Here is a 12,753-nt window from a genome sequence, read left to right on the forward strand (position 1 = left end):
TAATGAAAATTATCGAATCGCTACCACAAAGCTATAAGCAGTCCAAACAACAAGCTAACCAGCAGGCACCTGCTGACTTTGAACATTGGTTAAATAACCCAGCCAAGCAAAGTACTGGGGATGAGTATTACTGGCAGCATCAAACTCAACTACAACATTCGGAGTTACACTTTGATGCAAAACCATTGCAATCATCAAAAACAGATGAAGTTTCCCCTAAGCAAAGCGAGCCGGTGGTTTCTAGCTCTACCCAAGTTCAGGAAACCCAATATTTTGCCTTACTAAGTACCCCAATCGCAGCAATGGAGAATGCCACTGCTTCGCATCAATCCGAAAATAAATTGATGCCCTTGCTGACCGCGCTGGAACAAGCCTTGGAGCAATCACCCGTCCCTATGCCAATACATACGAATCAATACACTCAGGATACATCAGCAAGCAAAGAAGTGAATAACGTATCCAATAGCATGACGACCACTCTACAGTTTAAAAACAATCACTTGTTTATTCAGGGAGAACAGGCAGAGCTCACCCTAAATCTACACACCTTAGATAAACAAGAACAGAATGAGCTGGTGCAGCTCATTCACAATTATTTAAAGAAAAAAGGCTTGGTTTTAAGCCGTTTAATTATTAATGGAGTAAACAATGACTGAACCAGTTACGGCTGCAAACATGGGCCAAGATGAGTATATGAAGTTATTCATGCAAGAGCTCACCTATCAAGACCCGTTAAAACCTATAGATAACCGTGAATTCATGGCGCAGATGGCGCAATTTTCTTCCTTGCAGCAAGCGGTTGGAACTAATGATGGGGTCCAACGCTTATTAAAAATAGCCGAGGAAAATCGAGGCATTAATCTTTTGGGTAAAAATGTGAAAATTGCCGAAAATGATGCCTATGGTACGGTTAAAGCCGTGTATTTGCAGCAAAGTGGCGCGACGGAAATTAGAATTTTAATAGAGGGCAAAAGTATCACATCCCCATTAGATCAAGTTCTTGAAGTTGAAGCTAAATTGGAGGAGCAAAAATGACAAGTGCTTATTACAGTAGTCTTTCAGGAATGCTTGCGGCAAGTTACGGATTGCAAAATACCTCGAATAATATAGCCAATATGCAAACCCATGGTTTTAAACGTAGCGATGCATTTTATTCCTCTTTAGGTAATGGACATGGGGAAGAAGGAAACGGTCATGGGGTGCGTGTTCAAGGTAGCTCGATTAATTTTAAGGCGGGCAATCATCAGGAAAGCGGTTCTGGTTCTGATTTAGCAATTGTGGGCAATGGCTTTTTTGTGGTTAAACTAAAAAATAATGAATTAGTTTATACCCGTGATGGACATTTCGAATTTAAAAATGGTGTTTTAACCGATCACAAAACAGGTGGCCAGGTGCAAGGCTATGACCATGCCGGAAACCTAGTTCCTATTTATGAGAAAGGTCCTAAAATATCTGCTGGCAAGGCCAGCCGTAACGTTTTTGTTCACGGCACACTTATACCTCATGAAACGTCTGATAATTCAAGTCCGGGACCAAAGGCACCAGAGCCCAATATACCAAAGCCCGGTGACCCAACACCACAATATGAGAATATTATTTTTGAGCTTAAAAACATTTACGATGCCCAAGGTCATCCTCATACCATAAAATTTGAATTGCAGTGGGATTCTATAACCCCCACCCCAGTCAATACAAAGCACGAGCCATTAAACTGGAACATAGTGGATATTAGCTGTGATGAAAAAAATGTAACAATTGATTATTCATGGCAAGCCATAACATTTGACCCAACCACAAAACTCCTAAGTGATAAAAATAATTCAATACAATTCTTGCTGGATGGACAGCCGGTCAGCGTTTACTTTGGAGACGCACTCGGCGGTCAAGATGAACGCGTAGCACTAGGTGATATTGCTAAAGAACAAACGGCAACCTCTACGATCGAAATCCACAAAAACGACGGTTATCCTCAGGGCACGCAATATAAGCTGACTATTGATGAAGAAGGCCTAATCTCCTACCACTATAATAATGACCAAATCATTAAAGGCATCTACGTAGGCATGGCCTCTTTTGATGATATGGAAAACAATTTAATTCAAACGCAAGACAATTTTTTTCGCGCAAAAACTCCTCATGGCATTCATTATGGACATGCAAATACCAAAGGTTTAGATGCGATAAAATCTGGTTGGTTAGAAAATTCTAACGTGGATCCCACCATGGAGTTTGCCAATATCGTCGTGTTACAAAGAATGTTCCAAGCCTGCTCACAGATTATGGATATAGACAAACAATTATTAGAAGAGTTGGAAACTAAATTATGAAGCCCTATCGATTAATTAATGCGGTAGAACTGCAGCAATTAAACCAACATTTTAAACAAGAGCTGGATGCATGGAATGAGGAGTATTGCCGTACTCCTCTTGACTTGCAGCTGGCCATGACTCCTAAAAACTACCGGGTAAAACAAGCCTTTATGCTTCAGGGGCATCAGGATGAACTGGGCTGCATTGAGGGTGATTATTTAAGTGTGGTAGCTCGGGCAGTATTTGCGAGTGAACAAGCTGCTTTTCATGCGGCGAGCCAAGAACTTTTCCTAAAGCTACTCAATCAGTTTTTCCAACACGAAGAAAGCATGCTGCTTCCCTATCAGGGAGACAATCCAGACTGGTTTTATGCGGGTTCCACCAGTGTGCTGCTTACCCTCTCGTGCGAACACAATAATTTCACCCTGATTGTGAATCCGGATTGGGTTTATCAACAGCTGCCTGCATCACCAAGAAAAACCAACCCATTAAGCTCAGTTGAAGAGGCATTAGCCGCACAAAAAATTCATTTATCTCTGGAACTTAGTTCCAGTAATTTATCGATCAAAAGTCTTGCTGGACTACAAATCGGAGACGTACTGAGTACCAAGCATTCTATAACTGAACCATTAAGAGTAATCCGCGGAAAAGAACTATTCGCTGAAGCTGAATTAGGTCAATCTGCATCCCATAAATCAATTGTTTTAAAGAGGAAATCATGAGTATTACCGTAAAAAAAGTGAGCTTAAAAGAACATGCTCCCCAAACTGAAGGCCAATTTCTTAATCAAAACTATCTGGGTTTGGTGGGTGATATTGAAGTGCAATGCACTGTACGTATTGGTACCTTAAATTTAAGTATTGCTGAATTAAAAGATCTGAAATCAGGTCATGAATTACGACTGGAGCAAAAAACTGATGAACCTGTGGAAATTCTATTAAATGACCGTGTCATTGCTCGTGGTGAGTTAATGAGCCATGAGGACCATTTTGCGGTACAAATCACGGAAATTAATGCATGAGAAACAGAATAAAGTCGGGCTTGAGAACTGCGAAAAAAGTAGCTCTGCTCGCTGTTTACGTAGCGCGGTTGATCCGCGGTATTCACAAACGTAGCTCCCATACTGAATGCCGCGGGCACGCCGCGGCACGTAGAGGGCGATATTTAACACTGTTATGGTGCTTACTAATATCTCCAGCACTTCATACCCAAAATACTCTGACATTTAAACAAGACCCCATCAATAACATCCATTGGATTCCTTATTTAGTGGTTTTACTAATCCTTCTCATAGTGCTCTTCTTCCTGGCGAAGCGCTCAAAAGGATTAGTAAAAAAAACAACTCACGGTCAAATCATTGAGAAAATTTCTGTGCACCATAAAATGCAAGTCTATGTTCTTGACTACCAAGGGCAACGATTTTTAATTGCCGACAATCAAAACGCCTTAGCCATTCATCCAGTTCAAGAGGTCAAACCTGCATCATGATGTTTCTGCGTATTATTTTTTGCTTTATCTTGTTTTTCCCGTTAACGGTACTTGCTGCAGCGGGAACGAATATAGGCCCAATTCATTTAGATCAAGATAATATTTCTCCCGCATTGCAAGCTTTCGCCCTACTGACGGTTTTAAGTTTAGCACCTAGCATTTTAATTATGCTGTCTTCATTTACCCGTATTGTGGTCGTGCTTTCCATGCTGCGTAATGCCTTAGGATTGCAGCAGACACCACCGAATACGGTGATTATCAGCTTATCGCTTTTTCTAACCTTATTTACCATGATGCCCGTAGCTAAAGCTATTTATACTGAGGCGTACCAACCCTATGAGGCGCATCAAATTACCACAGATACTGCACTTGATAATGCCGTCAAACCCTTAAAAAAATTCATGCTTGGGCAAACTCGAGAAAAGGATCTCAAGGTCATTTTGCAATTAGCTAAAGAACCTTTACCCTCTTCTGCAGAAGAAATTAAATTCTATCAATTGATTCCTGCTTTTATCTTAAGTGAATTACAAACCGCCTTTCAAATTGGATTTATGATTTTTTTGCCCTTCTTACTGGTTGATCTCATTGTTTCAGGAATTCTCATGACTGTGGGCATGATGATGATGCCCCCCATGAGTATTTCATTACCCATTAAGATATTGTTATTTGTTTTAATTGATGGCTGGGATTTGGTTGTTCAGGCCCTGGTGGGGAGTTTTCAAATTTAGTGCCGTCCCATATTAAGTTAAATTAAGAACTAACAGAGGTAAGGAGACATTATTGGGAAGGATTTTATTTTGCAAAACAGGGTTTTGAGTGTTAATCAGTTAATCAGTTAATCAAGATTTAATTTTTAGAGGATATTATTATGAAATTATCAAATAAAATGTTAATAATCGCGGGATTTTTATTATTATCCAGCAATATTATGGCTGATTCATGGAACTCTTATTTTCCTCCGAACAAACAAATAAAAGCTAAAGTCATGGAATTAGCCGCATCTGCAGAAACAAATAAAATTGTACAAAAATTACAAAAAGGAATAGCTGAGCATCAAGAATGGTTTCAATCCTATATAAAAGATCGCAAGCCAGGTGAAATTTTACCCTATCACAGCAATATGGGCATCACTGAAAATGAATATAAAATATTTCAAGATAATATAAATCATATGGGAATAAAACAAACTGGTACCGTTGATGTTTCATTTCAACAAGAAAAGGATGGTTCCTTCAAAATTAAAACAGAACAAAAATCCCCCATTAATGGCCTGATTATCGGACAAAAAACGGTCATCACCCCATTTGGTAACGCAACAAAATACTCCATAATTAATAATTCAAACAAAGATGCACCGACAGGCCCATGGAAAGGAGTGCAATGGAGTTTTACTGACTTTGATGAGCAACAAATGGAGACCAAAAGCTTTAGTGAAATGAAAGGGAAAGATGTAAAACTTGCCGTAGGTAAATTATCCAATACTGGGGAAGGAATTCTTTACTATAATGTCAATGATATTGATATGCCTAAGAATAAAAAAGTCCAAATCACTTATGTTATTTTTTATCCTTTAAATAATTAAATTTTAGCAAATTGCGCGTAAACCCCGACCAAAGATCGAGTTTTACGTGCGATGTGTCAGATTCGGTCCTACACCCTCCAGACTCACTTTAAATGAAAACTGGGTATTCGCGTTTTTAGTAGGACAAACAGCTACAGTCTCCATCTTCCTCGGGATATTCATAATCGTCAGTATAGCCAGTAGTATGATGCGCAACAGTCGCTACAGAACGCGTAATCAAGGATGTGATACTATGAGGAATACTGAGAATGCCCGCAGCAGCGGCAACAATCGCTAATACTAATGCATTCCCAATAAATTGTAAGGTGCCGCTAACCAAGTCAAATGCTTCGTTAGCAAGAGTCGGGTCATCAAATAAAGATGCGCCCGTAGCGACTAATAAACAACCAATACCAAAGGTTGCGGCAATAGCTGCCGCAAGCACTGAAAACACAGCCGTCGTACCTCCTGCTAGAGGATAAACCACTGGGGAGATTAGCTCCCCGATAGCAACACTGGCATTTTTATAGGGCGTAAAAAACCCCGGGCGCGCACTGTACATTTCCAATGCTTTACTCGCAATATCTTCCATGCTTTTTGCATCACTTGAAAATATCTCGTTTATTTCACGTTCGCCATATAACCCTAGCATACCGTTCCTCAGCACCATGACTAAAAAATAATCATTATACGTTTTGGCAAAATAATGTGTCAATTAGAAAAGTATCGCCCCATTAACTCTTAACTGATCCCCACCTGTACTTCTTGAGCACTCCCTGCTTCTGGCTTGCAGTCAGCCTTGGAATTGTAAGCAGTTACTAGTGCAAGCAGAGTACTACCAGAGCGAGTAAGAAAAGAAAGCGGGGTATGAAATAAACTAAAGGCCAGTAAAAGACTACTAATTGCAAAAGCAGTTAGCCCTAAACCTGCAATATGAAATGCCGTCGCCGCATTATCAATTGACTCATCGCAAAACTCATAACTACCGCATAGTGCAGCCCCTGTTGCCGCAAGTGAGGCACCTACCCCTAGAACGGCACCAAAAATAACGCAGGCTACAGAAAATCCAGAAAAAGCAGTCAATGCTGCAGGATAAACAATATTTGTTAACAGGCCACCAGAAAATTCATAGCCATTTTTATATGAGGAAAAAAAACCAGGCCGAGCATTATACGTTTCAATAAATCTTCGGGCAGGACCTTGTAAAAACCAATCATCATTTTTATCTTTGGCAAAATTAATTACATTCCAAACATCTTCCCATGCAACCATCCCAAGCATAAAAACACCCTCCCTGAGTAGTATTTATACATCATCATAATGTGGGAAATAATTAACTGTCAAATCCGTTGAGCTCCGAATAATTAGCCCATAAGGTTACGAATTTATTAATTATTTCTTAATTAAGATATAGCATATTTTGAGGCTAAAGAATGTACGTGCCGTATAACTGCCCATTGGTGGAGGTTTGCCTTTTTTATAAGTTAGGCTTATAGTTCCTCAGTTTTTACAACCTCTCATGACAAGGAACCCTAATATATGAGTAATCAACAAGTCCAAGAGCAATTAAACCGCCATCTTTCTTATTTAGAACAAGATAAAAATAATCTTACTCTATTAGTAAAAATCAGCGATCTGTACATAGAGCTCGATGATTTAGATGCAGCTCAAAGCTATCTTAATCAAGCAAATGACATTGACCGTATTGCCTGCCTTGGCCATCAAGGATTACTCCATTTAAACAGAGGGCTATTTACTCAGGCTCAAGAGAGTTTTATTGAAGCTTTAACCTATGAAGATACCCCAGCCCTTCGTTATAACCTTGGCTTTACCCATTTTATTAATGCCGACTTGGAAAATGCGGCTCAGGTGCTATCACCGGTTATGGAGGGAGAGCATTACCCTGAAGCGAAACGCTTGATGGCACGTATACATCATGGACAAGGTGAGTTAGACCTGGCTTTAGATTTAGCAAAAGAAGTATTAACTCATGATGCCGATGATGCAGAGGCTTTAGGTCTTCTTGCACTATTACACTTTGACCGCGATGAGAATGAACAAGCGATTGAGGCCGCGAACCAAACACTTGAGCTCAATCCAGATAATTATGATGCAAAACTCGTACATTCTATGTTGGGTTTAACAACTCAAGAAACAACGGTAGAAGATATTGAAAAACTATTGCAAATAAACCCAGACGATTGCCGCCTTTGGTTTGCCTTAGGCAGTGCCCATCTGAATCAAGGTGATTTTGAACGAGCAGATTATAGTTTGCAAAAAGCTATAGAAATTTATCCTGAGTTTTACGATTGCCGTATTGCCTTAGGTTGGTGTGCATTGCTGCAAGATCAATTGGATGACGCATTCAATACCTATCAAATTGCAACCCATCAGGTTGCTGAATTAGCTGATGGTTGGGGCGGGCTGGCATTGGTTGCGGCATTGAGAGAAGATATTCAACAGGCTGAAGAATTAATTCTAAAAGCAAAAAGCTTAAGCTCGGATTGTTTCCTTGCAGAGATTGCTCAGGTTATTTGTTTCAATTTGACGGATCCAACAAAAGCTAAAGAACATTTGGTTGAAACCCTGAAGAAAACCGGGGTTCCAGTAAGTGAGAAATTGGCTGCGGTGATTGAAGAGTTACAGGAGCCAGTCCAGTTACATTAGAATTCTATGGATATCTTGTAGGTTGGCCATAGGCCCAACCTACTTTCAAGTTGTCTTCTGCCCACAGTTCACAACACAAATATTCTGCACTTTTATTTTAACTGGTTTAACCACCCAACCACCACCTAAAGATTTAATCAAACCCACAGCAGCACTCATTTGCAAACCATCCACATTATTAGCGGCTTGCTGTGCAGAAAACGAGGTCACTTGTGCGGTTAATACATTCGAATAAGGTACGGTCCCTGCTTTATACTGATTCACCACCAATTTAAGTGCCAAACGTGCATGAGCTGCAGCCTTATCTTGGAACACACTTTGCTCCCTTAAAATACGCAAAGCAATCAGATTATCTTCTACATCCTGGAATGCTGTTAATACCACTTGCCGATAAGATGCTACCTGAGCGAGATACGCTTGTTTCGCAGCCCTTACAGTAGCTGAGCGTAAGCCACCATCAAAAATGGTTTCTGCCACTTGTAATCCTAGCGACCAGCCAAGATTGGGTTTATGGATTAGGCGGTGGAAACTGTTTGCTGAAGCACTCCCTGTTCCCGTTAAAGTTACGCTTGGGAAATAAGCAGCTACTGCCACACCAATTAGGGCGCTTGTTTGCTGAATTAAACGCTCAGCTTGTGCAATGTCAGGCCGACGCTCCAACCATACCGAGGGAACCGTTAGAGGAATGGCCGGTGCTTTGGTGGTTAAAGGCATGTGTTGTAAAGATAAAAATGCCGGGGGACGACCAATTAATACAGCAATAGCATGTTCATACTGCCCGCGTAAAATACCATTATTCAATGCAGCAGCCTGAGCACTTTCCAATTGGCTTTCTGCCTGTACCACATCGGCTTGTGAGACTACTCCTGAGCGATATTGATTCTTCGTAAATCGCAAAATGCCTTTATAGGACTTAACCGTATCGTCTAAGAAACGTTGGTTCTTATCTAAGGTACGCAATTCGAAATAATATTGGGCTAAAGAACCTTGGGCCGACAATCGCGTTACACCAATTAATGCGGCATTAGACTCTGCCACAGAACGATCTGCTTCGATAGTACGGCGCACTAATCCCCAAATATCGGGTTCCCAAGTTGCATTGAGAATTCCAGTGTAGTTAGTAATAGTAGTTGCCGTACTTCCACTACCTGTTGCTGCAGTACCTACAGAAGTTGTTCCTCCTGATGAGCTAATGAATGCAGTGGAGCCCCCACCCTGGCGTTGCCTAAAAATATTAAAAGCACCGGTTATCGATGGAAAAAGACTGGCACGGGCTTCATTAACAATTTCTAAGGATTGGCGATAATTCGCCTCAGCATTCACAATATTTTGGTTATAGTGATTAAGCTGCTCTTCCAAATTATTAAGTACCGGGTCGTTAAATAGTTTCCACCACTCGCCACGCTCCATCTCATCCTGGGGTTCGATAGGCTTCCAGTTTTTCCGCACAGGGCCTGCAATCATTTTACCCTTGGCCTCTTTAAACTGGGAAGGACCAACGACTTTGGGCCGCACATAATTAGGCCCTACCATACACGATGTAAGCAAAGTTACCATCAGAGTCACTACCGACCCTTTTACTAATCGATTAGGCTGAGTGACCATAAGCACCTCGAGTAGATTTAAATTGTGCAATCCAGCGACGAAGGCGGATGCTTGCAGTATCCAATGCTAAATAAATTACGGGGGTTGTATAGAGGGTTAATAATTGACTTAGTATTAAACCACCAACAATTGCAATACCTAATGGACGTCGTAATTCTGAACCCACTCCAAAACCGATGACTAAAGGTAAGGCACCAAGTAACGCAGCCATGGTAGTCATCATAATTGGACGGAAACGCAATAAAGCTGCCTCATAAATCGCCTCGCGTGGAGTTTTATTCTCATTTCGCTCAGCCTCCAGGGCGAAGTCGATCATCATAATGGCATTTTTCTTCACAATACCAATCAAAAGAATGATACCTATCAATGCAATAATACTGAGATCCGTACTACACAGCATTAAAGCCAGCAAAGCACCAACCCCTGCTGAAGGCAAGGTAGACAAGATGGTAATAGGATGAATTAAACTCTCATACAGCATGCCTAAGACAATATATACTGCCAATAAGGCTGCGAAGATTAAATACTTTTCATTCGCAAAAGATTGCTGAAATGCCTGGGCTGTTCCTTGGAACGAGCCAATCATTGTGGGCGGTAACTCCATCTTGTTCATCATGGAGGTAATCGTATTGACGGCATCGCCAAGTGAAGTACCCGGAGCTAAATTAAAAGAAAACGTAGCGGCTGGTGTCTGGCTTTGGTGATTCACTGACAATAAGGTTGAGCCTGGGTTAAAACTGGCAAATGCAGATAAGGGAACCTCGTTTCCCGCCGGAGATTTAATATAGAGCTGATCTAAGATTGCCGGATACTGCCAATATTTTTGTGCCACGTTCATCACCACAAAATATTGGTTCATTGGTGTGTACATCACCGAAATCTGGCTTTGTCCAAAGGCATGATAAAGCTCCTGATCAATGATTTCTGGGGTGAGACCAAAGCGAGATGCCGTATCATGCTCCACCTTAATAAACGTTTGCAAACCATGATTCAACTGATCATTATTTAAATCGGAAATACCAGGAATCTTGGACAATTGCTCCATAATCTGCGGAGTCCAAACCGCCAGATCAGCCAAACTATCTGAGGACACGGTATATTGAAATTGCGCGGCACTCGCACGACCGCCAATAGTTAAATCCTGAGAGGATTGCATGTACAATCTTGCTCCGGTAATCACTGTTAATTTTTTCCGCAAACGTGCCAGCACTTCTTCTGTGGGAATATTTTGATGTTTGGGAACTTTTAACAGAATAAATACCGTACCGGTGTTGCCGGTATTATTCCCAGGCCCAGTCCCAATAAATGCGGCAACATTCGCCACCGCCGGATCTTCCTTAATAAGGGAAACGCACTGGATCATTTTTTTCTTCATCGCCTGAAAAGAAATATTTTGATCCGCCTGCAAGGAGCCCGCTATGCGATCCGTTCGTTGTTGAGGAAAAAAACCCTTCGGAACAATCACATATAAATAAACAGTTAATAAAATAGCAGCAAAGGTTAACAACAACATCATGGTGGGATGAATAAGTACCCAACGCAAACCACGACCATAACGAGACTTGACCGCCTCAATAAAACGCATAAAACGATTAGGCTCAACCTCTTCTTCGGAGCGTAATAAACGTGAACACATCATCGGCGTTAGCGTAAGCGAGACCAGAAGGGATATAAGAATAGCAACAGAGAGAGTTACTACAAACTCTCGAAACAGACGCCCTACAATACCGGTCATGAATAGAATGGGAATAAACACGGCTATTAGCGAAATACTCATGGAAATTACGGTGAAACCAATTTCCTTAGATCCATCAAAAGCAGCTTGTAGTGGTTTTTTGCCCATAGCAATATGCCGAGTAATATTCTCTAAAACCACGACCGCATCATCGACCACAAAGCCTGTGGAAATGGTTAGTGCCATGAGCGATAAATTATCCAGACTGTAATTGCATAACTTCATGACCGCAAAAGTTCCCAATAAGAATAAGGGAACAGCGACCCCGGGGATGAGCATGGCGCGAAAACTACCCAGGAATAAATAGGTCACAAAAATGACCAACAACATGGCTATAAATAAAGTTAATTCAACATCATGTAACGAGGTACGAATGGTGGTCGTTCTATCCATCAGAATATTTAAATCAATATCCTGGGGTATAGAGGCTTTCAGTTGCGGCACTATTTTTTTTACATAATCGACGGTTTTAATTACATTGGCGCCAGGTTGTTTAAATAAAACCAAAAGCACCGCGGGCTTACCATTCGCGATCCCTGCATTATGCACATCAGCAACCGAATCACTCACATGAGCCACATCAGAAAGCCGCACGGGATTATTATCTTGATAGGAAATAATCAATGGGGCATATTCAGCCGCTTTAAACATTTGATCATTACTTTTAACGATGGATACCGTGCCATCTTCATGAGCAATACTTCCTCTTGCCTGGCTTACATTGGCCTCTGCGATGGTGGTCGCCAATTGACTAAAACCGATTCCATATTTATTCAGGCTTAAGGGATCAACTTCTACCCTCACTGCCGGCAAAGAGCCTCCCCCTACGTTAACTTGACCAATCCCTTCCGTACGAAGAATTCGCTGTTGCAAAATGGTCGAGGCCATATCATATAATTGCCCCGTTCGATACTTATCTGACGTCAAGGCAAGGATCATAATCGGCGCATCCGCGGGATTAACTTTGCGGTAGGTTGGGTTATTGGTTAGATTAGTCGGCAATTGACTTAAAGAAGCATTAATAGCTGCCTGCACATCCCGTGCAGCACCATCAATATCACGTGACAAATCAAATTGGACGATAATACTCGATAATCCGAGAGTACTGGTGGAGGTAAGCTGAGTAATTCCAGCAATACGTCCAATTTGCCGTTCCAAAGGAGAAGCAACCGAAGTAGCCATTACTTCGGGGCTGCCACCAGGTAGTGAGGCTTGCACACTAATAGTAGGGAAATCAATTTGTGGCAATGGAGCAACTGGCAATAAATTAAATGCCAGAATACCGGCAAAACTTAAGCCCACAGCTAACAGGATCGTTGCAATCGGCTTACTAATAAACAAGGAAGAGATATTCATTACATCTCCCCTCTTTTTAAGGTCATCCAGAG

General features: G+C 41.3%; 13 protein-coding genes. 9 read left to right on the plus strand and 4 right to left on the minus strand.

Annotated features, from left to right (window positions below; genetic code table 11):
• Positions 1 to 2 precede the first annotated feature (2 nt).
• From ACD661_RS05570 to ACD661_RS05605, 8 genes are all read left to right on the plus strand, one after another.
• Positions 3 to 656 (plus strand): hypothetical protein, encoded by a 654-nt coding sequence (locus ACD661_RS05570; protein WP_400186841.1) that lies wholly within the window; start codon positions 3 to 5, stop codon positions 654 to 656.
• Entirely contained in the window at positions 649 to 1,035 is a 387-nt protein-coding gene (locus ACD661_RS05575) for a flagellar hook capping FlgD N-terminal domain-containing protein (RefSeq protein WP_400186842.1), read from the plus strand. Before ACD661_RS05570 ends, ACD661_RS05575 begins: the two co-directional genes overlap by 8 nt.
• Positions 1,032 to 2,327: a flagellar hook-basal body complex protein gene (locus ACD661_RS05580; RefSeq protein WP_400186843.1), complete on the plus strand. Its 1,296-nt coding sequence runs from the start codon at positions 1,032 to 1,034 to the stop codon at positions 2,325 to 2,327. The genes ACD661_RS05575 and ACD661_RS05580 overlap by 4 nt, the downstream gene beginning before the upstream one ends.
• Positions 2,324 to 3,031, plus strand: coding sequence for a FliM/FliN family flagellar motor C-terminal domain-containing protein (locus tag ACD661_RS05585; RefSeq protein WP_400186844.1), 708 nt, complete (start codon positions 2,324 to 2,326; stop codon positions 3,029 to 3,031). The genes ACD661_RS05580 and ACD661_RS05585 overlap by 4 nt, the downstream gene beginning before the upstream one ends.
• Positions 3,028 to 3,330: a FliM/FliN family flagellar motor switch protein gene (locus ACD661_RS05590; RefSeq protein WP_400186845.1), complete on the plus strand. Its 303-nt coding sequence runs from the start codon at positions 3,028 to 3,030 to the stop codon at positions 3,328 to 3,330. The genes ACD661_RS05585 and ACD661_RS05590 overlap by 4 nt, the downstream gene beginning before the upstream one ends.
• Positions 3,327 to 3,797 (plus strand): hypothetical protein, encoded by a 471-nt coding sequence (locus ACD661_RS05595; protein WP_400186846.1) that lies wholly within the window; start codon positions 3,327 to 3,329, stop codon positions 3,795 to 3,797. The genes ACD661_RS05590 and ACD661_RS05595 overlap by 4 nt, the downstream gene beginning before the upstream one ends.
• Positions 3,794 to 4,525, plus strand: a complete 732-nt coding sequence (gene fliP / locus ACD661_RS05600) for a flagellar type III secretion system pore protein FliP (protein WP_400186847.1) — start codon at positions 3,794 to 3,796, stop codon at positions 4,523 to 4,525. Before ACD661_RS05595 ends, fliP begins: the two co-directional genes overlap by 4 nt.
• Before the next feature lie 140 nt (positions 4,526 to 4,665).
• Complete coding sequence (locus ACD661_RS05605; RefSeq protein WP_400186848.1) at positions 4,666 to 5,379, plus strand: hypothetical protein; 714 nt, start codon at positions 4,666 to 4,668, stop codon at positions 5,377 to 5,379.
• Positions 5,380 to 5,494: 115 nt separating this feature from the next.
• Here ACD661_RS05605 and ACD661_RS05610 read toward each other — a convergent pair whose 3' ends face one another.
• Both ACD661_RS05610 and ACD661_RS05615 read right to left on the minus strand, forming a co-directional pair.
• On the minus strand, positions 5,495 to 6,010 hold the full coding sequence (locus ACD661_RS05610; protein WP_400186849.1) for a hypothetical protein: 516 nt from the start codon (positions 6,008 to 6,010) through the stop codon (positions 5,495 to 5,497).
• 89 nt (positions 6,011 to 6,099) lie between these two features.
• Positions 6,100 to 6,639, minus strand: a complete 540-nt coding sequence (locus ACD661_RS05615; RefSeq protein WP_400186850.1) for a hypothetical protein — start codon at positions 6,637 to 6,639, stop codon at positions 6,100 to 6,102.
• A 258-nt stretch (positions 6,640 to 6,897) separates the two neighbouring features.
• Between ACD661_RS05615 and ACD661_RS05620 the strand changes: the two genes are divergently transcribed.
• On the plus strand, positions 6,898 to 8,025 hold the full coding sequence (locus ACD661_RS05620; protein ID WP_400186851.1) for a tetratricopeptide repeat protein: 1,128 nt from the start codon (positions 6,898 to 6,900) through the stop codon (positions 8,023 to 8,025).
• Between the two features lie 45 nt (positions 8,026 to 8,070).
• Here ACD661_RS05620 and ACD661_RS05625 read toward each other — a convergent pair whose 3' ends face one another.
• Both ACD661_RS05625 and ACD661_RS05630 read right to left on the minus strand, forming a co-directional pair.
• The gene (locus ACD661_RS05625) at positions 8,071 to 9,582 is read right to left on the minus strand and encodes an efflux transporter outer membrane subunit (protein ID WP_400187232.1); all 1,512 of its coding nucleotides are present in this window, start codon (positions 9,580 to 9,582) and stop codon (positions 8,071 to 8,073) included.
• A 31-nt stretch (positions 9,583 to 9,613) separates the two neighbouring features.
• The gene (locus tag ACD661_RS05630; protein WP_400186852.1) at positions 9,614 to 12,721 is read right to left on the minus strand and encodes an efflux RND transporter permease subunit; all 3,108 of its coding nucleotides are present in this window, start codon (positions 12,719 to 12,721) and stop codon (positions 9,614 to 9,616) included.
• Positions 12,722 to 12,753 lie beyond the last annotated feature (32 nt).

Origin of the sequence: Legionella lytica (assembly GCF_044626755.1) — a bacterium.
In the GTDB taxonomy this organism is placed as follows: domain Bacteria; phylum Pseudomonadota; class Gammaproteobacteria; order Legionellales; family Legionellaceae; genus Legionella; species Legionella lytica_A.